Source organism: Microbacterium sp. ARD32, from assembly GCF_031844385.1.
Taxonomy (GTDB): Bacteria; Actinomycetota; Actinomycetes; order Actinomycetales; family Microbacteriaceae; genus Microbacterium.
Genome location: NZ_JAUZVD010000002.1, coordinates 215,243 through 240,276 on the forward strand (window position 1 = coordinate 215,243; position 25,034 = coordinate 240,276).

The following is a 25,034-nucleotide window of genomic DNA, read 5'->3' on the forward strand; positions in this document are numbered from 1 at the left end:
ACGAGAAACTCCGTGACCTGATCGCGAATCGCCTCTGCGGGGCAGCTACCGCGTCGACGGGTGAGGGGCGCGTGTCGCAACCGGCAACTGCTCACTCCGCACGCAGCCCGCCGCTAGCTTGGGGATGTGCCCAAGAATCTCACTGCCCTGCTCGCTGTCCCGCTGGTGACTGTCACGCTCATCACGGGCTGCTCTGCTGAGACCTCGGACTCCGCAGACTCGGCGAAGAGCACGGCGACGCACCCTCAGACGTCACCGGCACCGACGCCCGAAGAGACGCAGATCCCGGACGAGATCACCGGCCAGCCCGGTGATCCGCTGACGGCTGCGGAGGCGAAGCAGCTCAACGGTCAGATCGGCACATTGCGCCCGTACGAGATGAAGGACGGGTCATTCGTCCTCATCGACGTGAAGCAGCCGCTGCCCGAGATGGTGAAGCAGGAGGTCGCCGAACGCCTGGGCAGCGTCGGCAATGAGACAGGCAACGCCCTTGGTGCGCTCGACCGCGAGACTTTGACGGGCAAGACCATCGTCATGGTGCGGCAGATTCATTACAGCTCTGCTTATGGCGGCAACTTCTTCGGCTGGCATGCTGTCTCTTACGCGTCTGGGTTCCCCATAGGAGTGACGGGGGAATCTTCTGGCGCGGTCGTTTCGCAGATCCAGCCTTGGGTGAACTCGCAGCGAGACCCCGCCCAGTTCGAAATCGTCGTGGTGAACGGCTGACGCCGTCCTGCGCTCTTGTCGCAGAACCGGTTCGCCTGAACAGAACTGGCCACGGGATGTGCACTGGTCAGCGCTAGTCGCGGCGTCCGCGCACGTCACCCACGGCTGCACTTGCGCGACGGATCTCGACGACACGCCGCGTCAGTCTGCCGCTCACCGCAGGCGTCCTGCGTCCGGTGCGCGCCGAGAGAGCCGAGAGAGCCGAGAGAGCCGAGCATGCACCGCATCGATGTCGATGTCCTGCGAAGGAACCTCATTGATGCGCTTCGCGACCAGGCGCGGCCAGAGGACATGGATACCGTCCACCGCGAAGCTGCCGCCGAGCATCGACGAGCGAGGCATGCGCTTCATTCAGTCGTTCACAACGATGATCTCGAGTTGCGCGGGATCGTTCTGCGCATCAACCCACGGCCGCACTTCAGAAACCACGGACTCGGCCGAACTCGCCATGATTCCGAGCGGAAACCCATGTGCAGAAGTACTGGGCATCCAGGCGAAAACATCGCTTCCGTTGCCGTCACCAGCATGGATCTTTCGAACGGAGATCACGGTCTTGCCCGTCAAGCCCTCCTGGCGCAAGATCTCGTCGAAATAGTTGCCGAGGTCAGAATTGCTCGTCCCTCTGAGGCTCTCAGCGACCTCCTGTTTCACGGCCTGTGGCAACGGCTGCTTCACATCGATGATCACGAATGACCCGTCGTTCATCTCATACGGCCGCAACGTCCCGATCTGACCATTGAGCTGCTTCGCCTCCGCCGCCGTCAGCGGGTCACCGGGCTGGCCGCTGATCGGCTGCGCAGCGACCTCCTCCGACACCGAAGCGGTCGGCGAGGGAGCTGAAACCGATGCGGCGCCACCGGACTCAGGCGCGCACCCCGTCACCAGCAGCACCGCCACAACGAAGCCGATCAAGACAGGAAAACGCGCAGTCATAGCCGAAGCATAGCCGCGGACCTCTTGAGCCATCGCCCGGTTCACGAGACAGCTCCGTGAGCTGATCGCGAATCGCCTCTGCGGGGCAGCTACCGCCTCGACGGGCGAGGAGCGCGTGTCGCAACCGGCAACTGCTCACTCCGCACGCAGCCCGCCGCTAGCTTGGGGATGTGCCCAAGAATCTCACTGCCCTGCTCGCTGTCCCGCTGGTGACCATCACGCTCATTACGGGTTGCTCTGCGCTGGCCCTGAACACCGCAGAGTCACCGAAGCAGTCTCGGAAGGCGGAGCCGACGCCTGCGCCGGAGGAGACGCAGATTCCGGAGGAGATCACTGGCGAGCCTGGTGACCCTCTGACGGCGGCGGAAGCGAAGCAGCTCAACGGTCAGCGTGGAACGCTACGCCCCTACGAGAAGTCGGACGGTTCATACGTCATCATCGACGTGAAGCAGCCTCTTCCCCCGGCCGTCAAGGAAGAAGTCGTTCAGGAGATGGGAAGCGTTCCGAACGACGTAGGCAGCGTAACACAGAGCATGATTGACCAGGCGACTGCTACAGGCAAGACAATCGTTGTAGTCCGGCAGGTCCAAACCTCTAATGACGCTGGGCAGAACATCACGACATGGGCGGCCGGTTCGTACGCTAAAGGATTCCCGATTGGCATTCAGGGAGGCTCGGCCGAGGCTGTTCTTGCGCAGGTTCAGCCGTGGGTGGACGCACAGAACGACCCGTACCTTGAAGTGGTCGTTGTCCACAACTAATACACGCGGACCCCGACCTGATATCAGGTCGGGCTTCCATGTCTAGTTATCCTCCACAACTACCCGCACTCGCTGTTCCCGAGGAACCGTAACCACTGTTAGCTGTAACGCGTCCCTGGGCCGGTAGACAGCTCGATGTCATGGAGTTGGCTGCCATCGTAGGCATCCGTTCGTCGACGGCAATGGACAAATCGTCCGGATGCTGGTCAACAAGCAGTTGCAGGATCTCGGTCTCCCACCGGTCATCGTTCGGGCGCGCAATCGCCACGTCGACTACTATCCGCTGCTGGAGCAGTACTCGAAGCACGACAACCATGAGGGTATGACGCGCCTGCTCGCGCTGCTTCTTCTCGAGTCGGTGCACAAGCGCATCGCGCTGATCACGAGCCGCGGATCATCCCGCTTGCAGACTGGGCGCGCTCTGCGGGCATGCCCGGCAATGCTGCAGCCAACCGTGCCAAGCGCCAGACGGTCCTGGCCTTCCGCATGCGGGACCGGTGGATGATCTCGGAGGCTCCCGCGAGGAGGCGATTCAGTGACTGTGGACTGGGGTGAACTTTCACGCTGAGGCCAGCGCCTCGCGGATCACTTCGGATCGAGACTTGCCTTCACGCCGGAGCCGTCTCCGTTGCCCGCTGGCCGTGGGCGGGCTCAGCGGCTGACGCCTGTAACGACCGCGTTGTAGTCCAGCGCGACATCGATCCAGGACGCCAGCTGATCAGCATCCAGCTCCTCCGCGTCCACGGTGATCCATCCCGGACCCATCTCACGGCCCGGGCCCATCGTCGCCTGCCTCGCCCCGGACCGCAGCACGAGTTCGTCGTGCTGTTCAGCGTCGACCCGCACCAGCAGCCCGCCGTCCTTCTGCGCGCCGACGATCATCTTGTCGTTGATCATGATGCAGCGTCCGCCGAACATCGACACCTCGCGCTGCACCGGCTGGTCGGCGATCAGCTCGCGGATGCGCTCGACCAGTTCTTCCTGCGATGGAGTCATGCCGGAAGGATACGTGAATCGCGATGCCCGGCTGTCGGAAAACACAGACGAGATGCGCGCGCACCGGCGTGTCGCGGGTGTTTCCGAGGCGACTCGCCGCGGACGTCTCCGCTTTTCCGGATGGTGGGATGCTGTAAGTGTGGAGCCTAGGAGATTCGAACTCCTGACATCCTGCTTGCAAAGCAGGCGCTCTACCAACTGAGCTAAGGCCCCGGAACGGCGTGGACACCGCGGGATCTCCGCGAACGGAGTGGGGCTACCAGGACTTGAACCTGGGACCTCTTCATTATCAGTGAAGCGCTCTAACCGCCTGAGCTATAGCCCCGTCAACCTCCAAGACTTTACCGGATGCTGAGGGTGAAAAGCGAATCGGGGTCGACCTGGGAACAGGACGGCCCCGACCGCTCATTCCGCGCGGTCGCCGGGCTCGAGAGTGACCGATCCGGCCGACACATCGACCTGGATGCGGTGGCTGCTGGACGGGTCCTGCGACAGGTCGCTGTTCAGCGAACCGGCGGCCTGGGAATGCCGCACCGCGTAGGTGGTATCGGGCACCGTGAGATCGAGCCGCCCGGCCGACACGTCGATGGAGACCTCGTCCGGCACAGCACGCAGCTCAGACGTGATCCGGCCCGCGTTCACGGTGTACTCCGCTGTGCGCACGTCGCGCAGGACGATGTCGGCGCGGCCGGCGTTGACCTCGGCATCCAGCTCGGTCGCCGACCCTCCCACCGTGAGCGATCCGGCATTCAGGTCCAGATCGAGCTCGCCGAACTCGCCGTCCACCCGCAGCGATCCCGCCTGCAGGGTGAGATCGGCGTCGATGCCGTGCAGCGACGCAGGCAGTTCGAGGGTTGCCCGCTGGTCGCCGCGCAGCCAGCTCGGCCGGAACCAGTCGAAGCCGTTTCCCGGACCGCGCACGATCAGCTCGTCCCGGTCGCGGGTGAGCGACCAGTCCCGTTCCGTTCCCTTCTCGATCCGCAGCTGCGCCGAGGTGATGTCGTCGCGGAACTCCACCGTCACATCGGCTGCATCCACCTCCAGGTCGAGCGAGGTGACCCCACGCGCATCCGCCTGGGTGCTGCCGCCGGGCGTCGCCGTCGCCTGCTGCACGCCGCCGATCGTCGCCGCCGCGCCGGTGCCGACCAGCACCACGCCACCGCACACCGCCAGCAGCACGGTGATCGCGCCGACGCTCTTCTTCGTGCCGTTCATCGCACGCCTCCCTGGTTGTCGCTTCCGGCATCCGGGATGCCGGTGTTCTCGATGTGCGCAAGTGCTGCCAGCACCCGCCGGTTGCCGTCCTCCGGCTCGAGACCGAGCTTCTGGAAGATGGCGGTGATGTGCTTCTCGATGCTGGCCTCGCTGAGGAACAGCAGACCGGCGATGGCGCCGTTGGACTTGCCCTCGGCGATCAGGGCGAGCACGGTGCGCTCCCGCTCGGTCAGGCTCAGCATCCGGTCGTCGCGGTTGCGTCGCGTGAGCAGCTGCGCCACCACCTCGGGGTCGAGCACGGTGGCACCGGATGCGATGCGCTGCACCGACTCGATGAACTCGGCGACATCGGCGACCCGGTCCTTCAGCAGGTAGCCCAGCGCACCGCCCTGGACCGATCCGGACTGCATCGATCCGCTCTGCGCGGCGATCAGATCGCTCGCGTAGCGCTCCTCGACGTACTGCGAGAGCACGAGCAGGGGAAGCGCCGGGTGCGCCGCTCGGATCGCCAAGGCCGCGCGGATGCCCTCGTCGGTGAACGTCGGCGGCAGTCGCACATCCAGGATGCACAGGTCGGGCACCTGCTCGGTGACCGCGTCCATGAGCCCGTCCGTGTCGGGAAGAGCGGCGACCACCTCGTGGCCGGCGTCGTCGAGCAGACGCACGAGACCCTCGCGGAGGAGGACGGAGTCCTCGCAGATCAGGATGCGCATGGGGAGACCTCCAGGATCTGCGTTTCGTCTCGCTCCGCTCGCTCAACGACCGGGAAGCCACTCTGCGTTTCGTCTCGCTTCGATCGCTCAACGACCGGGAAAGGGATCAGGACGCGCATGGCACCGTCACCTCCAGGCTGGTGGGGCCGCCGGCAGGACTGTCGAGGCGGAACGTGCCGCCCGCGGCGAGGATGCGGTTGGTGATGCCGTCCAGGCCGCCACCCGGCTGCACCTGCGCACCGCCCATGCCGTTGTCCTCCACGCGCGCCCACAGGCCGCCGTCGCGACTGCGCACCACCACGCGGCATTCGCTGGCGCGGGAGTGCTTGGCGGCGTTGGTCAGCGACTCCGCGATCGCGAAGTACACCGCGGCCTCGGCATCCCGGCATCCGGCACCGCTCCCGGTGATACCGGGCTCGATGCGCACGTCCAGCTGCACGGGGATGTGCGAGCGGCCGGCCAGCGCCGACAGCGCCGCATCCAGCCCGCGGTCGTCGAGCACGGAGGTGTGGATGCCGCGCGCCAGCTGGCGCAGCTCAGTGATCGCGGCCTTGGTGGAGGTGTGCGCCTCGCCGATCAGCGCCTTCGCGGCGGCCGGATCGGAGTCGATCTTCTGCTGGGCGAGACCCAGCGTCATGCCCACCGAGACCAGCCGCGGCTGGACGCCGTCGTGCAGGTCGCGCTCGATGCGGGTGCGCTCGAGGTCGGCGGCGCGGACGGCGCCGGCACGCTGCGCGCTGGTGGTGCGCACCTGGGCGCTCAGTTCCGCCTCGCGGCTGGGCACGACCAGGGTGCGGCTGAGCAGGCGGTGCAGCAGCGCGAGACCGACGATGCCGGCGGCCGCGGCGAGCACTCCGAGGATGCCGATCACCGGTGCCCAGGCGGCGCTGACCGAGAAGCTGAACGGCCACTCGGCGTCGGTCTGCCCGGTGAGCGGGGCGAGCGCCGTGAACACCGAGCGGATCATGCCCCAGAACAGGCGCAGCACGAGCGCGCCGGCCGTGCACGCGAGGATGAAGTTGAGCAGCGCCCGCCACATGCGACCGTCGACGGACTGCCGGCCGACGTTGCGCAGCCACCCGAGGAATCCCGGATGCATGCGCGCACGCCAGCGCAGGTCGGGCAGGTCCGCGCCGTAGAGCTCGCTCACGCGACGCACCTCGAACCACGCCACGCCGTACAGCGCGTACACCAGCGCGATGAGCACGAAGACGCCGATCCCGACGAGGAACAGCATCCCGATCCCGACACCGAGCATCGCCGTGAGGATGCCGAGCACCGCCGCGCCGAGCGCGCCGAGCGCCGCGAGCTGCAGGATCGTGAGGGCGAGCCGCACCGGCGGCTTGTCCTCGCGGACTCGTGTCGTGCCCGCGGGCGGCGCCGGTGCGGCGGGTGGGGCGAACGGCGCCTCGACGGAGCCGGGAGTCGCAGACCCCGGCGGCGGGGGTGTCGGATTCGTGGTCATGGCATCCACGCTACGGTTCCGCGCGGGTCGGCGACACGGGGGCAGCCGGAGACCCCGATTCGGGTTTTCCCTACCGTGCATCCCCCCGCTCACGGCACGGAGATGATTCACTGTCTGCATGACCGCATCCGATGCCATTCACCCCGCTGAACCACACGGTGCGGGTATCAGTCAGAAGCTCAATTGGCTGCGTGCCGGGGTGCTCGGCGCCAACGACGGCATCGTCTCGGTGGCGTCGCTGGTGGTCGGTGTCGCGGGGGCGACGACCGACAACTCAGCGCTGTTGATCGCGGGCCTCGCCGGCCTGGTCGGTGGCGCGATCTCGATGGCGCTCGGCGAGTACGTCTCGGTGAGCAGTCAGCGCGACACCGAGCAGGCGCTGATCCACAAGGAGCGCGAAGAGCTGCGCACCATGCCCGACGAGGAGCTGGCCGAGCTCGCCCAGCTTTATCGGGACCGAGGTCTCAGCGAGCAGACCGCCCAGCAGGTCGCGGTCGAGCTGACCGCGCACGACGCTCTCGCGGCGCACCTGGAGGTGGAGCTCGGCATCGATCAGAACGATCTGGTCAATCCTTGGCACGCGGCGATCTCGTCGGCGATCTCGTTCACGATCGGCGCGCTGCTCCCGCTGCTGGCCATTCTGCTGCCGCCCCCCGAGTGGCGCGTGCCCGTCACCTTCGTCGCCGTGCTCATCGCGCTCGCTGCCACCGGCACCATCTCCGCGAAGGTCGGCGGCGCCTCTCCCGCCCGCGCCATAACGCGCCTCATCATCGGCGGCGCGCTGGCGCTGCTGGCCACCTGGCTGATCGGCACCCTCCTAGGCACCACCGGAATCGTGTAGCGCTGGGGTCCGCACGCAGGACTTGTTGAAAAAGGAGAAGGCGGATGCGAAGCATCCGCCTTCTCCTCATCCCGCTACCCCGAAGGGTGCGGGGACGTTCCCGGAGCGAGCATCGGGGAGGGACCCGCGAAGCGGGAGGGGCACCCGCTCTGCGAGCGCAGGGAATGTCCCCGCACCCGACCCCACCTCAGTTGGACATGAAGCCGACGAGCAGGCCGCCGGTCACCTTCACCGCGAGGTTGTAGATGCCGGCGACGACCGCGCCGAGCACGGTGAACACGATCAGGTTCAGGATCGACACGACCGCACCGAACGCCATCACCTGCGGCAGGCCGATCAGGCTCTGCAGATCGACCGCGCCGTCGGTGACCGAATCCAGGATCTCGCTGGTCTGCGTGAGCACACCCGTCGCCTGCAGCACGGTGAAGATGAGGAAGAACGACACCATCGTGACGATCGCCAGCGCCACCGCTCCCAGGAACGACAGCTTCACCGCAGACCAGAAGTCGACGTAGACCAGGCGCAGCCGCACCTGCTTGCCACTCGTCTTGCGCGTGGACTTCTTCGCCAGCTTGTCTGCGACTGTGCTCATTGCTCAGCTCTCTTCGGGGTCAGGCTTCGGGTGTCTCAGCGTCGGGGGTCTGGGTGTCCGGGGCCGGGGACTCTGAGGTCTCAGCATCCGCCTCGTCCTCGTCGTCCATCGCGCGCTCACTGTTGCGCGCCACGGCGAGGATGCGGTCATCGCCCGTCATCCGGGCGAACACGACTCCCATGGTGTCGCGGCCCTTCGCAGGCACCTCGGCCACGGCAGAGCGTACCACCTTGCCGCTGGACAGAACCACCAAGACCTCGTCGTCCTCGTCCACGATCAGACCGCCCGCGAGAACGCCCCGCTCGTCGCTCAGCTTGGCCACCTTGATGCCGGTTCCACCGCGCTTCTGCACCTTGTACTCGGATACCGAGGTGCGCTTGGCGTACCCGCCGTCGGTGACGGTGAACACGTAGGAATCGTCGGCGACGACGGATGCCGACAGCAGGCAGTCCTCGTCGTCCTTGAACTTCATGCCGCGCACGCCCTCGGTCGCGCGCCCCATCGGCCGCAGCGCCTCGTCGGTGGCGTGGAAGCGCACCGACATGCCCTTCGCGCTGATGAGCAGGATGTCCTCGTCGGCGTTGACCAGCTTGGCGCTGACCAGCTCGTCGCCCTCGCGCATGCGGATGGCGATCACGCCGCCCTGGCGGTTGGTGTCGTAGTCGCCCAGGCGGGTCTTCTTCACCAGTCCGCCGCGGGTGGCGAGCACCAGGTAGTCCTTCGCCTGGTAATCGCTGATCGCCAGCACCTGGGCGATCTTCTCGTCGGGCTGCAGCGCCAGCAGGTTCGCGACGTGCTGGCCCTTGGCGTCGCGGCCGGCCTCGGGCACCTCGTACGTCTTGGTGCGGTACACGCGCCCCATGTCGGTGAACACGAGCAGCCAGTGGTGCGTGGTCGTGACGAAGAAGTGCTCCACCAGGTCGTCGGCGCGCAGCTGCGCGCCCTTCACGCCCTTGCCGCCGCGGTGCTGCGAGCGGTAGTTGTCGCTGCGGGTGCGCTTGATGTACCCCTCGCGGGTGACGGTGACGACCATCTCCTCGACGGGGATGAGGTCCTCCATCGACATGTCGCCGTCGAAGCCGTGCAGGATGTGCGTGCGGCGCTCGTCGCCGAAGCGGTCGACGATCTCGGTGAGCTCGGTGCGCACGATGTCGCGCTGACGCGCCTCGGTGGCGATGATGTCTTTGTAGTCGACGATCTTCGCCTCGAGCTCGGTGGCCTCGTCGATGATCTTCTGGCGCTCCAGCGCCGCCAGCCGACGCAGCTGCATGTCGAGGATCGCCTGCGCCTGATCGTCGTCGATGTCCAGCAGGGTCTTCAGACCCTCGCGCGCCTCGTCGACGGTGGGGGAGCGGCGGATCAGCGCGATGACCTCGTCCAGGGCATCCAGCGCCTTGAGGTACCCCTGCAGGATGTGCATCCGCGCCTGCGCCTTGCGCAGCCGGAACCCGGTGCGCCGAACGATGACGTCGAGCTGGTGGTCGAGCCAGTGCGTGATGAAGCCGTCGAGAGCCAGCGTGCGCGGCACGCCGTCGACGATCGCGAGCATGTTCGCGCCGAAGTTCTCCTGCAGCTGGGTGTGCTTGTACAGGTTGTTCAGCACCACCTTGGCCACTGCGTCGCGCTTGAGCACGATCACCAGGCGCTGACCGGTGCGGTCCGAGGACTCGTCGCGGATGTCGGCGATGCCCGTGATCTTGCCGTCGCGGGCCAGTTCGCCGATCTTCACCGCGAGGTTGTCGGGGTTGACCTGGTACGGCAGCTCGGTGATGACCAGGCACGTGCGGCCCTGGATCTCCTCGACGTCGACCACCGCGCGCATCTTGATGGAGCCGCGGCCGGTGCGGTACGCCTCGTGGATGCCCTTGGTGCCGAGGATCTGCGCGCCGGTGGGGAAGTCAGGGCCGGGAATGCGCTGGATCAGGCCGTCCAGCAGCTCCTCGCGCGGCAGGTCGCGGTTCTCCAGCGCCCACAACGCCGCGGCGGAGACCTCGCGCAGGTTGTGCGGCGGGATGTTGGTGGCCATGCCGACCGCGATCCCGATCGAGCCGTTGACCAGCAGGTTCGGGAAGCGCGACGGCAGGACGTCGGGCTCCTCGGTGCGGCCGTCGTAGTTCGGCGAGAAGTCGACGGTCTCCTCTTCGATGTCGCGCACCATCTCGAGCGCGAGCGGGGCCATCTTGGTCTCGGTGTATCGGGGGGCCGCCGCGCCCATGTTGCCGGGGGAGCCGAAGTTGCCCTGCCCGAGCGCGAGCGGGTAGCGCAGCGACCACGGCTGCACCAGCCGCACGAGAGTGTCGTAGATCGCGGTGTCGCCGTGCGGGTGGTACTGACCCATCACCTCGCCGACCACGCGCGCGCACTTGGAGAACGACTTGTCGGGCCGGAACCCGCCGTCGTACATGCCGTAGATCACCCGGCGGTGCACGGGCTTGAGGCCGTCGCGCACATCCGGGAGCGCGCGCCCGACGATGACGGCCATCGCGTAATCGAGGTAGCTGCGCTGCATCTCGGACTGCAGGTCGACCTGGTCGATGCGGCCGTGCTCGTGGGCCGGCTCGGGGCGTTCTTCGTCAGTCATGTGTTCTTCTCTTTGTGCTTGGTGCCGGGTGACTGGATGTCATCTTCATTCGCAGAGCGGGTTCCCTCCCGCTTCGCGGGCCCCTCCCGATGCTCATTCCGAGGACATCCAGTCACCCTCCCTGTCGATGAAGCGCTTGGGGTGGTTTAAATGTCGAGGAAGCGGACGTCCTTGGCGTTGCGCTGGATGAAGGTGCGCCGGGACTCGACGTCCTCACCCATCAGCACGCTGAAGATCTCGTCCGCCGCGGCGGCATCGTCGATGGTGATCTGGCGCAGGGTGCGCGTGGTGTGATCCATGGTGGTCTCCCACAGCTCCTTGGCGTTCATCTCGCCGAGGCCCTTGTAGCGCTGGATGCCCTCCTTGGGCAGGCGCTTGCCGTTGGCCAGCCCGTGCGCCTGCAGTGCGTCGCGCTCGGCATCCGAGTACACGTACTCGTGCGGGGCGTTCGTCCACTTCAGGCGGTACAGCGGCGGCATCGCCAGGTACACGAAACCCGCCTCGATCAGCCCGCGCATGTAGCGGAACAGCAGCGTCAGCAGCAGCGTCGTGATGTGCTGGCCGTCGACATCGGCATCCGCCATCAGCACGATCTTGTGGTACCGCGCCTTGGCCATGTCGAAGTCCTCGCCGATGCCCGTGCCGAAAGCCTGGATCATCGCCTGGACCTCTTTGTTGGCCAGCGCCTTGTCCAGCCTCGCGCGCTCGACGTTGAGGATCTTGCCTCGGAGCGCCAGGATCGCCTGGGTGTGCGGGTCGCGGCCCTGCACCGCGGAGCCGCCGGCCGAGTCGCCCTCCACCAGGAAGATCTCGCTGATCGACGGATCCTTGCTGGTGCAGTCCTTCAGCTTGTCGGGCATCGCGGCCGACTCGAACACGCTCTTGCGCCGCGCGGTCTCGCGCGCCTTGCGCGCGGCCAGGCGTGCGGTGGCGGCATCGATCGCCTTGCGGATGATGTTCTTCGCCTGCTGCGGGTTGCGGTCGAACCAGTCGCCCAGCTGATCGTTCACGATCTTCTGCACGAACGTCTTCGCCTCGGTGTTGCCCAGCTTGGTCTTGGTCTGGCCCTCGAACTGCGGCTCGCCGAGCTTGATCGAGATGACCGCGGTGAGACCCTCGCGCACGTCATCACCGGAGAGGTTGTCGTCCTTCTCCTTGAGCAGGTTGTTCGCCCGCGCGTAACGGTTGACCAGGCTGGTCAGCGCCGCACGGAATCCCTCCTCGTGCGTGCCGCCCTCGTGCGTGTTGATCGTGTTGGCGTACGTGAACACGTTCTCGGTGTACGAGGTGGTCCACTGCATGGCCAGCTCGAGTGAGATCTTGCGATCCTTGTCCTCGGCCTCGAAATCGATGATCTCGTCGTTCACGACCTCGGCCTTGCGCACCTTGTTCAGGTACTCGACGTAGTCGACGAGTCCGCGCTCGTACAGGAACACGTCCGACGGCTGCGTGGTGACGCTGGTGCCGTCGTCGGTGTCGACGTCGTAGGCGGATGCCGGGCGCTCGTCCCGCAGCGCGATGCGCAGACCCTTGTTCAGGAACGCCATCTGCTGGAAGCGCGTGCGCAGCGTCTCGTAGTCGAACTCGATCGTCTCGGTGAAGATCTCGGGGTCCGGCCAGAAGGTGATGCTCGTGCCGGTGTCAGAGGTCTCCTCGCCCTTGATGAGCTGCTGCTGCGGGACGCCGCCCTCGGCGAAGCTGTGCCGCCACACGAAGCCCTTCTGCTTGACCTCGACGTCGAAGCGGGTGGAGAGCGCGTTCACCACCGACGAGCCGACGCCGTGCAGACCGCCGGAGACGGCGTAGGCGCCGCCGCCGAACTTGCCGCCCGCGTGCAGGATCGTCAGCACCACCTCGACCGTCGACTTGGTCGGGTCGGAGGAGTGCGGATCGACCGGGATGCCGCGGCCGTTGTCGACCACGCGCACGGCGCCGTCGGCGAGGATGGTCACCTCGATGTTGTCGGCGTAGCCGGCGAGGGCCTCATCGACGGAGTTGTCGACGATCTCGTACACCAGGTGGTGAAGACCGCGCGGACCGGTCGAGCCGATGTACATGCCGGGGCGCTTGCGCACCGCCTCGAGCCCCTCGAGGATCTGGATCTGGTCGGCACCGTAGTCGCTGGAGACCCTGTTCGACTGCTGATTCTCCCCCCCTCGGGTCGCTGAGCTGGTCGAAGCGCCGTTGTCGTCGGCAGGGGTTTCAGGCGTCATCAGAACATGGTCTCCACATCGAACGTACCCGTCCATTCTAGCGGGTTTCGAGAGGCCACATGGCGCTCAAACGCCGTGTGGTGCATTCTGAGCGCTTGAGCCCCCCTTCGTGATGCCCTACCCGTAGGTGTCTCGTGGGCCCCGTCCCGGCACGACCCGCGGTCCCCATTTCCACGACGGCACGTCCGGTCCGATGAACCGGATGTTCTCGACCCCGGCATCCGGATACCGGTTCGCGATCTCGGTCATGATCACGCCGCGCATGAACTGCAGATTCTTCGCCCACGCCGTGGAATCGCACTTCACGGTGAGCACCCCGCGCTCCAGCGAGACCGGCTCCGAGTGCTTGGCCGTGTCGGCGCCGGCCAGCTCGGCCCACTGCCGCACCAGATCCTCGGCGGCGAGGTTCTTCTCCCAGCCGGAGTCCTTCGTGAACTTCGACAGCACGTCGCCGATGGTGCCGGGATCGCGGCCCTTGCTGAACGGGGCGTTGTCGTCGTCGACATCGATGCGCTTGCGGCGCTTCCAGTTCTTCGCGCTCGGCTTCAGCCCGCGCAGCCGCAGGTAGGTGGCGACGGTCTCGGGAGGCTGCGGATCACGCATCCTCTGCCTCCTCGCGCTCGTCGCTGATGGTCCCGGCGTGGATCCGCACCACGTGCCGGTGCAGCGCCCCGGGGATGTCGGCCTCGACCGCGGCCGTGACGATCACCTGCTCGTAGCCGGCGGTCAGCGCCGCGAGGCGCTGGCGCCGGTCGGCATCCAGCTCGGCGAAGACGTCGTCCAGGATCAGCACCGGGTCGCCGGCCGGCGACTCGGTGCGCAGCAGTTCGGCGGATGCCAGGCGCAGCGCCAGCGCGACCGACCACGACTCGCCGTGCGAGGCGTACCCCTTCACCGGCAGGTCGCGCACGCGCAGGATCAGGTCGTCGCGGTGCGGCCCGACCAGGGTGAGGCCGCGCTCGAGCTCCTTGGCGCGCTTGGCCTGCAGCGCAGTGCGGAACTGCTCCTCGAGTCTGGCGCGACTCTCCGACGGGCTCAGTGAGCCGTCTTCCCCATCGGCATCCAGGCCCTCCTCGGGATCTCCGCCGCGCACCGAGAGCGCCCAGTCGAGCTGCGGACGATGGTCGGCACCGGCGATCGCGGTGTAGGCGTCGGTGAGCGGGCCCTGCAGATCGGATGCCAGCCGCAGACGCGCGTGGATGATCTCGGAGCCGAGTGCGACGAGCTTGTCGTCCCAGACATCCAGCGTGGACAGGCCCTCGCCGCGCACGCCACGCGCGCGAGCGGATTTCAGCAGCGCCGTGCGCTGTCGCAGCACGCGCTCGTAGTCGGCGATCACTCCCGCCAGCCGCGGGGTGCGCTGGATGAGCAGCTGGTCGGCGAACCGCCGGCGCGAGGACGGGTCGCCGCGCACGATCTGCAGATCCTCGGGAGCGAACAGCACGACGTGCGCATAGCGGGGGAGCTCGTTGGTCTTGGACGGCGACCCGTTGATGCGCGCCTTGTTCGACCCCTGCCGGTTCAGTTGCACCTCGACGAGCACCTTGCGCTCACCGTGCGCGAGACGTGCGCGGACCACGGCGAACTCGGCGCCGTCGCGCACCATGGGGGCATCCGACGACACCCGATGCGAGCCGAGAGTCGCCAGGAAGACGATCGCCTCGGCCAGGTTCGTCTTGCCCTGGCCGTTGCTGCCGACCAGCACGTTCGGGCCCGGATGCAGCGCGAGATCAGCCGTCGCGTAATTGCGGAAATCGCCCAGGTTCAGGTGCTCCACAATCACGACGATCAGCCTACCCGCGGGGTCGGACGCGGTGCCTCACGTCGTCTCGCTGACGCTCGCTCAGTACAGGCGACAGACCCGCGCTGGCATCACCGGGATCTACCGGGTCAGCAGGGGGAGCAGCTCGGTGAGCTCGCGGCATTCCTGAACCACCGACATCGTCTGCGGCAGATCCCGGCTGTGGGTGTTGACCCATGCCACGTCGATGCCCAGAGCATTCGCGCCGCCAATGTCGGAGCTGACGGAATCGCCGACGTGCAGGACCTCGGAAGCGGGCAGCGCCAGCATCCGCAGCCCTTCCTCGAACAGCTCGGCGCGCGGTTTGTAGGAGCGGATGTCGTCGCTCGCCACGACATTCGCGAGCGGAAGACCAGTGTGCTCGAGCGCCGCGTCAAGGTCCTCGCGGTCGATGTTGGAGATCACGCAGACGGGAAGCTCCAACGTGGTGAGGAACGCCACCGCATCCGGACGCACGGCCGGTGCGCGCCAGTACGCGAACTGCTCCTGGAGCAGCTCCTCCGGATCGAGGGACGATCCGAGCTCGCGCAGCGTCGCCGCCAGCGAGGAGACGGCGATATCGCGCTGCGTGCGGAAGGCATCACGGTGCGCCGCGCCCACGGCATCCGAGAACGCGCGAGACCAGGAGCCGCCGGCATCCGATCCCGGATGACGGCGCTCGATCCGGCCGACGATCCCGGCGATGACCGGGTCGTCCTCGTCGACGAGCGTGCCGTAGAAGTCCAGCAGCACGCCCCGGTACGCCATGGCTCAGCGCAGCAGCAGGTTGGGCTGGAGCAGGTACTTGAACGAGTCGAGGCCGGCCTGATCGACCGAGGTCTGGCTGGTCACCAGCACCGGGCTGAGCTTGTTGGCGTTGTCGCTCGAGGTGAACGTGACGCGGGTGAACTCGCTCTTGACCGCGCCGAGCGCCTCGAGGAGGTACTGCGGATTCAGGCCCAGGGTCACCTCGTCGCCACCGTTCAGGTGCGCATCGACAGACTCGGACGCCCGTGCCTGCTCACTGCCCGAGGCATCCATCGTCACCCCGTCGGGACCGAACGTGAACCGCAGCGGCGCCGACCGGTCGAGCACCAGCGCCACGCGGCGGACCGCCTCGATCAGCTCGCCGGTGTTCACCACGGCGTAGTGGTCGGTCTGCTCGGGGAACAGGCGACGCACCGGCGGGAAGTTGCCCTTGATCAGCAGCGAGGTGACTGTCTTGTTGCCGGCGGTGAACGCGATGATCTCGCGGTCGCCCGCGCCCGAGAAGGCGATCTCGATGTTGCCGGCGTGCGCGAACGTCTTGCCGACCTCGGTGAGCGTGCGGGCCGGCACCAGGGCGGTCTGCTCAGCGCCGTCGCCGTCCCACGGGACGTCGCGCAGCGAGACGCGGTAGCGGTCGGTGGCCACCAGGCTCAGGCTCGTTCCCGAGACCTCGAGCTGCACGCCGGTGAGCACCGGGGTGACGTCGTCACGGGATGCCGCGAAGGCGACCTGCGCGATCGCGGTGCCGAACTCCTCTGCCGGGACGACCCCGGTGGAACCGGTGACCTCGGGGATCGACGGGTACTCCTCGACCGGCATGGCCGCCAAGGTGAAGCGGGCGGAGCCGCAGGTGACCGCGATGCCGCCGTCCTCCTCGACGGCGATCTCGATCGGAGCGTTCGGCAGGCGGCTGGCGATGTCGGAGAGCAGGCGGCCGTGCACGAGGATGGTGCCGGGTTCGTCGACGGTCGCCTCGATCGTGGTGCGAGCGGACGCCTCGTAGTCGAAAGCCGACAGGGTGAGTCCGGAATCGGATGCCTCGATCAGCACACCTGCGAGGATCGGCTGCGGATTGCGCTGCGGCAGCAGCTTGACGACGAAGGACACAGCCTCGCTGAACACATCGCGGTTGACCTGGAACCTCACGGGCGCTCCCTCGTTGTACTTCGCAGTGGGCCCACTGCAGGCGATCCCATGCTAGTCGCACCGGGCGCAGACCTCGCTACCCGTGGTCTGCGCCGGCCGGGCTGTTCGTCCACATCCGTCTGGTGATCGGGGAGCCCTTCACTGAGATTGATCTCTTAACGGTGTTAACAGCTGTGGATTCTGTGGATAAGTCGGTGGATATCAGCGGAGAGTAGGAAACTACATCGCTGTGAGTTGTGGAGTCCCTGAGGAATCCGGGGGTTTCCGGGGTGTGAGCGGTTCTGAGGACGTGAGCGGTTATCCACAGACGGGTCTGCTCGGAGGCATCCGGAAGCCGAAGTCTCCACAAGTTATCCACACCCCCTGCGGACAACCGGCGCGATCCGCGCGAGGGCAGGCGTGTCGGGGTGTCAGCGCCGGCTGATCTGCGTGGTGATCTCGGTGACCTGGTTGTAGATCGAACGGCGCTCCTTCATGAGCTCGCTGATCTTCTTGCACGCGTACATGACGGTGGTGTGATCGCGGTTGCCGAACAGCTGGCCGATCTTCGGCAGCGACAGGCTGGTGCGCTCACGGCACAGGTACATCGCGATCTGCCGTGCGACTGCGATCTGCTGCGACCGGCTCGAACCGTACAGGTCATCGACCGTGAGCTTGAAGTAGGCGGCCGTCGACGTGATGATGTCCGTCGGCGAGATCACGTTGTCCTCGGTGGTGTCGACGATGTCGCGCAGCACGGTCTGGGCCAGGGAGATGTCCAGCGCCGAGCGGTTCAGGCTCGCGAACGCCGAGACGCGGATGAGGGCGCCCTCCAGCTCGCGGATGTTGGAGGAGACCACCGTCGCGATGTACTCGAGCACCTCGTCGGGGATGTGCAGCGACTCGCTCTGCGCCTTCTTGCGAAGGATCGCGATGCGCGTCTCGAGGTCGGGCGCCTGCACGTCGGTGATCAGGCCCCACTCGAAGCGGCTGCGCATGCGGTCCTCGAAGCCGGTGAGCAGCTTGGGCGCCACATCGCTGGTGATCACGACCTGCTTGTTGTGATCGTGCAGCTGGTTGAAGGTGTGGAAGAACGCCTCCTGCGTCTCGGCGCGACCCTGCAGGAACTGGATGTCGTCGATCATCAGGATGTCGACCTCGCGGTACCGGCTCTGGAAAGCGGCGCCGCGGTTGTTCGCGATCGAGTTGATGAAGTCGTTCGTGAACTCCTCGCTGGAGACGTAGCGCACCTTCACCCCTGCGTACAGCGATTGCGCGTAGTCGCCGATCGCGTGCAGCAGGTGCGTCTTGCCCAGCCCCGAGTCGCCGTAGATGAACAGCGGGTTGTACGCCTTGGCCGGGGCTTCGGCCACGGCGACGGCCGCGGCGTGCGCGAAGCGGTTGGACTGCCCGATCACGAAATTGTCGAAGGTGTACTTCGGGTTCAGCCGCGACTCGTGCCGCAGGGGTGTGGGAGCGTCGAGGGTCTCGGTGCGGATCGGCTCGGGCGCCTCGAAGTCGGGCACGACGATCGGCATGGTCGGCTGATCCGCGAGCTCGTGGTTCACCACCGTGCGGTACGAGGTGACCTCGTCGCCGATGGCCGAGAGCGCCTCCATCAGCGGAATGCGCAGCCGCTTGTTGATCTGCGCGGCGGTCAGGTCGTTCGGCACGTCGAGGTACAGCACCCCGCCCATCACGCCGGCCGGCACGACCAGGCTCAGGAACCCGTGCAGCTGCGGCGAGACGCGCTCGTCCTCGGCGAGGCGGTCGCGCAGCGTCGACCAGATCGGCACATCGGGCTGGGCTTCAGTGGTCATGACGCTCCGGGCGAAGTCGTGGAAGGGCACTCGAAGCAGGATCTGCCCCTGTGGATAACATCGGATGCCACGGTAGTCACCGGCGGTCGGAACAGCAAGCCGTCCGCGGAAACACGCGGGTGTGTCGTGATCCGGGGAGATGTTCACAGTTGTGGATAATGGGTGTGCGCAACTGGCGGGCGGTGAACAGGGCTCCGGCGGTGGATTTGCCCCGCGCGGCGGCAGGTCGTACCCTTAATCGGTTGACTTATGCCTTTTGGCAGTACCCCCTGTCTCCGGATGAAAAAGCCCGGTGACACCAGTCCCGGAGTGATTCCATGAGCAAGCGCACCTTCCAGCCCAACAACCGCCGTCGTGCCAAGAAGCACGGCTTCCGCGCCCGCATGCGCACCCGCGCCGGCCGCGCCATCCTCTCGGCACGCCGCTCGAAGGGCCGTGCTGAGCTCTCGGCGTAAGCCCTTCCACCCGGATCCGCCGTGCTCGCCCGGCCGAATCGCCTGACGCGCGGCGTCGACTACCGACAGGTGGTCCGCCGGGGAAGGCGCTGCGGAGGGCCTCGGCTGGTGACCTCGGCACTGCCGTCCGCCAGCGCCAGGGCACCCCGGTTCGGGTTCATCATCAGCAAGCAGGTAGGAACCGCCGTGGTTCGGAACACCGTTCGCCGCCGCCTGAAGGCCGTGTGCGCGGAGTTCCTCCAGACGGTTCCCGAGGGCACGGATGTCGTCATCCGTGCCCTTCCTGCTTCGGCATCCGCGGACTTCTCCGAGCTGCGAGCCGACGTGGCACGCTGCCTCGACCGAGTCCTGCCCGGATCGGCACGCGCATGAGCGCCCTGCCGTCCTATGCCTTCGGAACGGCCCGATTCCGGGCATCCGATCTGCTCCGCGGCATCCTGGTGCTGCCGCGCAACGCCGTTCTCGCGTGCCTGGTCGTCTACCGCGCGGTGATCTCGCCGCTGTATGGAGACGTCTGCCGCTACTACCCGTCGTGTTCGGCTTACGCTGTAGGTGCGGTGCAGCAGCACGGCGCCGTGCGGGGAGCGGTTCTCTCCGCCTGGCGCATCCTGCGATGCAACCCGTGGAGCAAGGGCGGCGTCGACGACGTCCGCCCGCACGCTCACTTCCGCTACGAACTGACTCCGCACGGATTCGTCGTACCCGCTCGAAAGGACTGAACAGTGGGTCTTGACCTTCTGCTCGCAAGCACCCCCAGCCCGGCAGCCGGCGACGGGGGTGGTTTCGATCTGTTCAGCGCGCTGCTGTGGCCCTTCAAGTGGATCGTCGAGACCATCCTGGTGGCGTGGCACTGGCTGTTCACGACCGTCGGACTTCCCGAAGCCGCCGGACTGACCTGGGTGCTGTCCATCGTCGGCCTGGTGGTGGTGATCCGCGCGGCGGTCTTCCCGCTGTTCGTGAAGCAGATCAAGAGCCAGCGCAAGATGATGGAGATCGCTCCTCAGCTGAAGAAGGTGCAGGAGAAGTACAAGGGCAAGCGGGATCAGCTCTCGCGTGAGGCCATGAGCCGCGAGACCATGGCGCTGTACAAGAAGCACGGCACCACGCCGGTGTCGTCCTGTCTGCCGATGCTGGTGCAGATGCCGTTCCTGCTCGGAATGTTCTACACGCTGCGTGACGTCGCCGCCCACGCTCAGGCGGGCATAGGCGGTGTGGGTCTGCTGCACGCCGATCTGACCAAGCAGTTCTACGATGCGACGCTGTTCGGCGTCGCCCCGCTGCACATCGATCTGCGCACCGCGGTGGAGACGAAGCCCGAGGGCTGGGGAGCCACCGTCACCATCCTGGTGGTGCTGGTGGTGCTGATGATCGTGTCGCAGTTCTACACGCAGCTGCAGATCATCTCGAAGAACCTGTCGCCCGAGGCCAAGACCGGCCAGGCGTACCAGATGCAGAAGATCATGCTCTACGTGCTGCCGCTGGGCTTCATCTTCTCGGGTGTGTTCTTCCCGCTGGGCGTGGTGCTGTACTGGTTCGTGTCGAACCTGTGGACCATGGGGCAGCAGTTCCTCGTCATCCGCGAGATGCCGACGCCGGGTTCGGATGCCGCCCGTGCCCGTGAGGAGCGCCTGGCCCGCCGCGGCAAGGCGGTCAACTCGGACGGCAAGATCGTTCCGCTGGCCGTGTACGAGGCCGAGCAGCAGCGACTGCTCGAAGAGGCGGAGCGCGCCAAGCAGCAGGCGCCCAAGCGCGAGCAGCCGATGAGTAAGAAGCGTGCGAAGAAGAAGGGGCCGAACTCGTGACGACCGATGAGCTGAAGTCATCCGCCGAGTCCACCGTCGAAGAGCTCGAGCGCGAAGGCGACATCGCGGCGGACTTCCTGGAGGAGCTGCTGGACATCGCCGACATCGACGGCGACCTGAACCTGGATGTGCGTCAGGGCCGCGCGTATGTGTCGGTGGAGGCGGAGGGTGATGCCCTGTCGCTGGTGTCTTCGCCCGAGACCGTTCAGGCGCTGCAGGAGCTGACCCGGCTGGCCGTGCAGAGCAGGACCGGCAGCTTCTCGCGCATGATCCTGGATATCGGAGGGTCGCGTGACACGCGTCGCCGGCAGCTGGAGCAGCTGGTGGATGCCGCGGTCGCCAAGCTCGACGGGGGAGCGTCGCAGGCGTCGCTGCCCTCGATGTCGTCGTATGAGCGCAAGCTGGTGCATGACATCGTGTCGGAGCGCGGGCTCGTCTCGGAGTCCTATGGCGAGGGTGCGGATCGCCACACCGTGATCTCCCGCTGAGTCCGTGGCGGTGGATGTTTCACGTGAAACGTCCCGGTCATTGAGCGAGCGGCGTTCCCCGGTCATTGAGCCAGCGAAGCGAGACGAAATGCCCCACGCCACTCCGCCCCGGTCATTGAACGAGCGGCGTTCCCCGGTCATTGAGCGAGCGAAGCGAGACGAAATGAAGACCCCCACCCTCCCGAAGGAGCACCGTGTCTGACTCGCCCCTCGAGGCCGAACCCGCGTCCGCCGCTCTCCTCTTCGGAGACCGCATCGACGTCGCACGTCGATTCACGGCATCTCTCGCAGCCGAGGGAGAACTGCGCGGACTGATCGGTCCGCAGGAGCTCTCGCGTCTGTGGACGCGTCACATTCTGAACTCCGCGATCGCCGCGCCGCTGTTCCATGGTGCGGTTGCGGATGTCGGTTCCGGGGCCGGCCTCCCGGGCCTTGTGCTGGCGATCGCTCGGCCGGACGTGCAGTGGACTCTGATCGAGCCGATGGAGCGGCGGGTCACCTGGCTGAACGAGCAGGTGGACGCTCTGGGTCTGGACAACGTGCGGGTGATGCGTGCGCGCGCCGAGGACGTCGGGCTGGAGTTCGATGTGGTCACCGCCCGGGCGGTGAGTGCGCTGCGCACGTTGGTGCCGATTACGGCGCCCCTGGCAAAGGATGCTGGTGAGCTGATCTTCCTGAAGGGGCAGAACGTCGAGGCCGAGATCTCTGCTGCGCAGAAGGTGCTGAAGAAGCACAAGGTCACAGACGTCTCCGTCGAGGTGCTGGGGGAGGGCGTGCTCGCTGAGTCCACCCGCGTGTTCCGCGCCCGCGTTCGCTCCGGTCGTTGAGCGAGCGCAGCGCACTTCCCCCCGGTCGTTGAGCGAGCGCAGCGAGACGAAACGCCCCTGTCCGGGCGTGCGGCATTTCGTCTCGTCGCTGGCGCTCCTCGCTCAATGTCCGGTCGTTGAGCGAGCGCGTCGCACTTCCCCCCGGTCGTTGAGCGAGCGTAGCGAGTCGAAACGCCCGTGACTCGTTTCCACATGTTCCGTTTCACGTGAAACATCCCCAGGTCGTGGGACGAAGGCTCCTCGACGTCTCGCCCGGCGGCTACTCTTCCCGAATGACCGCGTACACCTACATCCTCCGCTGCGCCGACGGGACGTTCTACGCCGGCAGCACGATCGATCTCGACACCAGATTCGAGACCCACTGCCAGGGCCTCGGCAGCGCCTATACCGCCTGCCGTCTACCGGTGGAGCTCGCGTGGTTCGCCGAGTTCGAGCGTATTGACGAGGCGTTCGGGCTGGAGAAGCGCATCCAGGGCTGGAGTCACGCGAAGCGGCAGGCGTTCATCGAAGGAGGCTTCGATGCGATCAGAGGCTGGAGTGCTCGCGAGCGCGCCCTCCATGCCCCCGGTCGTTGAGCGAGCGTGTCGCGTTCTCCCCGGTCGTTGAGCGAGCGCAGCGAGTCGAAACGCGCCTCCGCGGGCGTGGGGCATTTCGTCTCGTCGCTTCGCTCCTCGCTCAATGTCCGGTCGTTGAGCGAGCGGAGCGAGTCGAAACGCACCCCCCGATGCGGTTCGCTCCCTCGTCGCTCAAGGAGTGGGGGTGGTCTCGATTAGAGTGGTAGACGGTCCCGAAAGGAGTCGATGTTTCACGTGAAACCATCCGACAGCGCATCGCCGAACCAGGATTTCGGGGTGGATACGCCGCTCGCGAGGGAACTCGCCGACCTCTCCACCCGTCGGAAGGCTCTCAGCACGGTCGACGTCGCCTTCACCGGACCCACCAGAGTCTTCACGATCTCGAATCAGAAGGGCGGCGTGGGAAAGACGACGTCAGCCGTCAATCTGGCATCCGCTCTCGCCGGCCTCGGCGCGAAGGTCCTCGTGATCGACCTGGACCCGCAGGGCAATGCGTCGACAGCGCTGGGCATCCCGCATACCGCGGACACCTCGAGCATCTACGACGTGCTGATCGATGATCTGCCGATCGCGGAGATCGTGCAGGCCAGCCCCGAACACGAGAACCTGTTCTGCGCGCCGAGTACGATCCACCTCGCCGGAGCTGAGATCGAACTGGTCTCACAGGTCGCACGCGAATTCCGGCTGCGTCGAGCTCTCGAGGCGTACCTGCGGGATCATCACATGGACTTCGTGATCATCGACTGCCCGCCATCGCTCGGGTTGCTCACCATCAACGCCTTCACGGCGGCATCCGAGGTTCTCATTCCGATTCAGGCGGAGTACTACGCCCTGGAGGGCCTGAGCCAGCTTCTCGGGAACATCCAGATGATCCAGAAGCACCTCAATCCGGAGCTGCACCTCTCCACGATTCTGCTGACGATGTTCGACGCGCGCACGCGTCTGGCGCAGCAGGTGTCGGATGAGGTGCGCAATCACTTTCCGGAGCAGGTGCTCGACGCCGTCATCCCGCGCTCCGTGCGCGTGTCCGAAGCTCCGAGCTTCGGGCAGACGGTCATCAGCTACGACGGCACATCCGCTGGTGCCATCGCATATCGCGAAGCCGCAGTGGAGATCGCACAGCGAGGCGAACGAACCTCGCAGAACAAGGAGCAATGATGGCAAAGCGCACCGGACTGGGTCGGGGAATCGGCGCTCTCATCCCCACCGCGGATCAGGCAGAGCGGCCAGTGGACGTGTTCTTCCCCGGTGCCTCGAAGGCGCAGGCGGACGCCGCTGACGTCGGCGCGCCCGGGAGTGCTGCTCCGAGCGCAGCAGAGCTCGCCGAGATCCCCGGCATCCAGCTGATCCAGGTCGATCCCCACAGCATCGTTCCGAACCCGCGCCAGCCGCGCACGCACTTCGACGAGGAGCACCTGGCCGAGCTGGTGCACAGCGTGCGCGAGTTCGGCGTGCTTCAGCCCGTGGTCGTTCGCCGGAACGCCGACGGCGCGTACGAGCTGATCATGGGGGAGCGGCGAACCCGCGCCGCCCGCGAGGCGGGACTGACCGCGATCCCTGCGATCGTGCGGGAGACCGCGGACGAGGATCTGCTGCGGGATGCTCTGCTCGAGAACCTGCACCGATCCGAGCTGAATCCCCTCGAAGAAGCGTCGGCGTATCAGCAGCTGCTCGAGGACTTCGGCATCACGCAGGAAGAGCTCGCCGCTCGCATCGGCCGCTCGCGTCCGCAGATCAGCAACACCATTCGACTGCTGCGACTGCCCGTTCCTGTGCAGCAGCGGGTCGCCGCGGGTGTGCTCTCGGCTGGCCATGCACGCGCCATCCTCTCTGTCGATGATCCCGAGAAGATGCAGCTCCTGGCCGACAAGGTCGTGAACGAGGATCTGTCGGTTCGTGCCACCGAGGCGGCGGCGAAGGCCATTCCCGCCGCAACGGGAAGCCGGTCCAAGCCGCAGGCCGGCGCGCGACGGGCCTACCTGGACGAGATGTCCGCCAAGCTCGGCGATCGGTTGAACACCCGGGTGCAGATCTCGCTGGGAACCCGGAAAGGCCAGGTCAAGATCGAATTCGCGTCGATCCAAGATCTGAACCGCATACTCGCGGAACTCGGCGAGGACGGTTACGGAGCCCGCTGACCCACGAGTGTTTCACGTGAAACGGCGGGCAATCGGTCGTTGAGCGAGCGGAGCGAGTCGAAACGTGGATGCGCTGGACGCCGGGCATTTCGTCTCGTCGCTTCGCTCCTCGCTCAATGACCGGAAGGGGGTTCGGTCGTTGAGCGAGCGGAGCGAGTCGAAACGTGGATGCACTGGACGGTTCGGGCATTTCGTCTCGTCGGGGCACCTTCGGTCGTTG

26 protein-coding genes and 2 tRNA genes are annotated in these 25,034 nt (G+C 66.6%); 13 read left to right on the top strand and 15 right to left on the bottom strand.

Annotation, left to right across the window (positions count from 1 at the left end; all coding sequences use genetic code 11):
• Positions 1 to 126 precede the first annotated feature (126 nt).
• Positions 127 to 726 carry a hypothetical protein gene (locus tag Q9R19_RS09220; RefSeq protein WP_311256094.1) on the top strand — a complete coding sequence of 200 codons (600 nt, stop codon included), beginning with the start codon at positions 127 to 129 and terminating at the stop codon, positions 724 to 726.
• A 351-nt stretch (positions 727 to 1,077) separates the two neighbouring features.
• Here Q9R19_RS09220 and Q9R19_RS09225 read toward each other — a convergent pair whose 3' ends face one another.
• Positions 1,078 to 1,659 carry a hypothetical protein gene (locus Q9R19_RS09225; protein WP_311256095.1) on the bottom strand — a complete coding sequence of 194 codons (582 nt, stop codon included), beginning with the start codon at positions 1,657 to 1,659 and terminating at the stop codon, positions 1,078 to 1,080.
• A 170-nt stretch (positions 1,660 to 1,829) separates the two neighbouring features.
• Between Q9R19_RS09225 and Q9R19_RS09230 the strand changes: the two genes are divergently transcribed.
• Positions 1,830 to 2,420, top strand: coding sequence for a hypothetical protein (locus Q9R19_RS09230; protein WP_311256096.1), 591 nt, complete (start codon positions 1,830 to 1,832; stop codon positions 2,418 to 2,420).
• 199 nt (positions 2,421 to 2,619) lie between these two features.
• Positions 2,620 to 2,925, top strand: a complete 306-nt coding sequence (locus Q9R19_RS09235) for a hypothetical protein (protein ID WP_311256097.1) — start codon at positions 2,620 to 2,622, stop codon at positions 2,923 to 2,925.
• A 146-nt stretch (positions 2,926 to 3,071) separates the two neighbouring features.
• Here the strand turns inward: Q9R19_RS09235 and Q9R19_RS09240 are convergent, their stop codons facing one another.
• The 6 genes from Q9R19_RS09240 to Q9R19_RS09265 form a co-directional block, all read right to left on the bottom strand.
• Complete coding sequence (locus Q9R19_RS09240) at positions 3,072 to 3,416, bottom strand: TfoX/Sxy family protein (protein WP_311256098.1); 345 nt, start codon at positions 3,414 to 3,416, stop codon at positions 3,072 to 3,074.
• Positions 3,417 to 3,556: 140 nt separating this feature from the next.
• Positions 3,557 to 3,629, bottom strand: a tRNA-Ala gene (locus Q9R19_RS09245).
• 38 nt (positions 3,630 to 3,667) lie between these two features.
• Positions 3,668 to 3,741: transfer RNA gene (locus Q9R19_RS09250), tRNA-Ile, on the bottom strand.
• Positions 3,742 to 3,821: 80 nt separating this feature from the next.
• On the bottom strand, positions 3,822 to 4,631 hold the full coding sequence (locus Q9R19_RS09255) for a DUF4097 family beta strand repeat-containing protein (protein ID WP_311256099.1): 810 nt from the start codon (positions 4,629 to 4,631) through the stop codon (positions 3,822 to 3,824).
• A complete protein-coding gene (locus tag Q9R19_RS09260; RefSeq protein WP_311256100.1) occupies positions 4,628 to 5,344 on the bottom strand; it encodes a response regulator transcription factor in 717 nt (238 codons plus the stop codon). The genes Q9R19_RS09255 and Q9R19_RS09260 overlap by 4 nt, the downstream gene beginning before the upstream one ends.
• Before the next feature lie 106 nt (positions 5,345 to 5,450).
• A complete protein-coding gene (locus Q9R19_RS09265; protein WP_311256101.1) occupies positions 5,451 to 6,809 on the bottom strand; it encodes a sensor histidine kinase in 1,359 nt (452 codons plus the stop codon).
• A 118-nt stretch (positions 6,810 to 6,927) separates the two neighbouring features.
• Between Q9R19_RS09265 and Q9R19_RS09270 the strand changes: the two genes are divergently transcribed.
• On the top strand, positions 6,928 to 7,650 hold the full coding sequence (locus Q9R19_RS09270) for a VIT family protein (protein ID WP_311256102.1): 723 nt from the start codon (positions 6,928 to 6,930) through the stop codon (positions 7,648 to 7,650).
• A 187-nt stretch (positions 7,651 to 7,837) separates the two neighbouring features.
• Here the strand turns inward: Q9R19_RS09270 and Q9R19_RS09275 are convergent, their stop codons facing one another.
• The 8 genes from Q9R19_RS09275 to dnaA form a co-directional block, all read right to left on the bottom strand.
• Positions 7,838 to 8,242, bottom strand: coding sequence for a DUF3566 domain-containing protein (locus Q9R19_RS09275; protein ID WP_311256103.1), 405 nt, complete (start codon positions 8,240 to 8,242; stop codon positions 7,838 to 7,840).
• Between the two features lie 19 nt (positions 8,243 to 8,261).
• Positions 8,262 to 10,823, bottom strand: a complete 2,562-nt coding sequence (gene gyrA / locus Q9R19_RS09280) for a DNA gyrase subunit A (RefSeq protein WP_311256104.1) — start codon at positions 10,821 to 10,823, stop codon at positions 8,262 to 8,264.
• A 146-nt stretch (positions 10,824 to 10,969) separates the two neighbouring features.
• The gene (gene gyrB, locus Q9R19_RS09285; RefSeq protein ID WP_311256105.1) at positions 10,970 to 13,036 is read right to left on the bottom strand and encodes a DNA topoisomerase (ATP-hydrolyzing) subunit B; all 2,067 of its coding nucleotides are present in this window, start codon (positions 13,034 to 13,036) and stop codon (positions 10,970 to 10,972) included.
• A gap of 117 nt (positions 13,037 to 13,153) precedes the next feature.
• Positions 13,154 to 13,639, bottom strand: coding sequence for a DciA family protein (locus Q9R19_RS09290; protein WP_311256106.1), 486 nt, complete (start codon positions 13,637 to 13,639; stop codon positions 13,154 to 13,156).
• Entirely contained in the window at positions 13,632 to 14,819 is a 1,188-nt protein-coding gene (gene recF, locus Q9R19_RS09295) for a DNA replication/repair protein RecF (RefSeq protein WP_311256107.1), read from the bottom strand. The genes Q9R19_RS09290 and recF overlap by 8 nt, the downstream gene beginning before the upstream one ends.
• A 99-nt stretch (positions 14,820 to 14,918) precedes the next feature.
• Positions 14,919 to 15,584, bottom strand: a complete 666-nt coding sequence (locus Q9R19_RS09300) for an HAD family hydrolase (protein ID WP_311256108.1) — start codon at positions 15,582 to 15,584, stop codon at positions 14,919 to 14,921.
• Positions 15,585 to 15,587: 3 nt separating this feature from the next.
• Entirely contained in the window at positions 15,588 to 16,730 is a 1,143-nt protein-coding gene (gene dnaN / locus Q9R19_RS09305; protein ID WP_311256109.1) for a DNA polymerase III subunit beta, read from the bottom strand.
• Between the two features lie 410 nt (positions 16,731 to 17,140).
• Positions 17,141 to 18,529 carry a chromosomal replication initiator protein DnaA gene (dnaA, locus tag Q9R19_RS09310; RefSeq protein WP_311256110.1) on the bottom strand — a complete coding sequence of 463 codons (1,389 nt, stop codon included), beginning with the start codon at positions 18,527 to 18,529 and terminating at the stop codon, positions 17,141 to 17,143.
• Positions 18,530 to 18,846: 317 nt separating this feature from the next.
• Between dnaA and rpmH the strand changes: the two genes are divergently transcribed.
• From rpmH to Q9R19_RS09355, 9 genes are all read left to right on the top strand, one after another.
• Positions 18,847 to 18,984: a 50S ribosomal protein L34 gene (gene rpmH / locus Q9R19_RS09315; protein WP_045250217.1), complete on the top strand. Its 138-nt coding sequence runs from the start codon at positions 18,847 to 18,849 to the stop codon at positions 18,982 to 18,984.
• Positions 18,985 to 19,005: 21 nt separating this feature from the next.
• A complete protein-coding gene (gene rnpA, locus Q9R19_RS09320; protein WP_311256111.1) occupies positions 19,006 to 19,356 on the top strand; it encodes a ribonuclease P protein component in 351 nt (116 codons plus the stop codon).
• The gene (yidD, locus tag Q9R19_RS09325) at positions 19,353 to 19,703 is read left to right on the top strand and encodes a membrane protein insertion efficiency factor YidD (protein ID WP_311256112.1); all 351 of its coding nucleotides are present in this window, start codon (positions 19,353 to 19,355) and stop codon (positions 19,701 to 19,703) included. Before rnpA ends, yidD begins: the two co-directional genes overlap by 4 nt.
• A 3-nt stretch (positions 19,704 to 19,706) precedes the next feature.
• Entirely contained in the window at positions 19,707 to 20,786 is a 1,080-nt protein-coding gene (gene yidC / locus Q9R19_RS09330; protein WP_311256113.1) for a membrane protein insertase YidC, read from the top strand.
• Entirely contained in the window at positions 20,783 to 21,274 is a 492-nt protein-coding gene (locus tag Q9R19_RS09335) for a R3H domain-containing nucleic acid-binding protein (RefSeq protein WP_311256114.1), read from the top strand. The genes yidC and Q9R19_RS09335 overlap by 4 nt, the downstream gene beginning before the upstream one ends.
• Before the next feature lie 194 nt (positions 21,275 to 21,468).
• Positions 21,469 to 22,101, top strand: a complete 633-nt coding sequence (rsmG, locus tag Q9R19_RS09340) for a 16S rRNA (guanine(527)-N(7))-methyltransferase RsmG (RefSeq protein WP_311256115.1) — start codon at positions 21,469 to 21,471, stop codon at positions 22,099 to 22,101.
• Between the two features lie 272 nt (positions 22,102 to 22,373).
• Positions 22,374 to 22,676, top strand: coding sequence for a GIY-YIG nuclease family protein (locus tag Q9R19_RS09345; RefSeq protein WP_311256116.1), 303 nt, complete (start codon positions 22,374 to 22,376; stop codon positions 22,674 to 22,676).
• A 225-nt stretch (positions 22,677 to 22,901) separates the two neighbouring features.
• Positions 22,902 to 23,834, top strand: coding sequence for a ParA family protein (locus Q9R19_RS09350; protein ID WP_311256117.1), 933 nt, complete (start codon positions 22,902 to 22,904; stop codon positions 23,832 to 23,834).
• Positions 23,834 to 24,814: a ParB/RepB/Spo0J family partition protein gene (locus Q9R19_RS09355; protein WP_311256118.1), complete on the top strand. Its 981-nt coding sequence runs from the start codon at positions 23,834 to 23,836 to the stop codon at positions 24,812 to 24,814. The genes Q9R19_RS09350 and Q9R19_RS09355 overlap by 1 nt, the downstream gene beginning before the upstream one ends.
• The last annotated feature ends 220 nt before the right edge of the window (positions 24,815 to 25,034 follow it).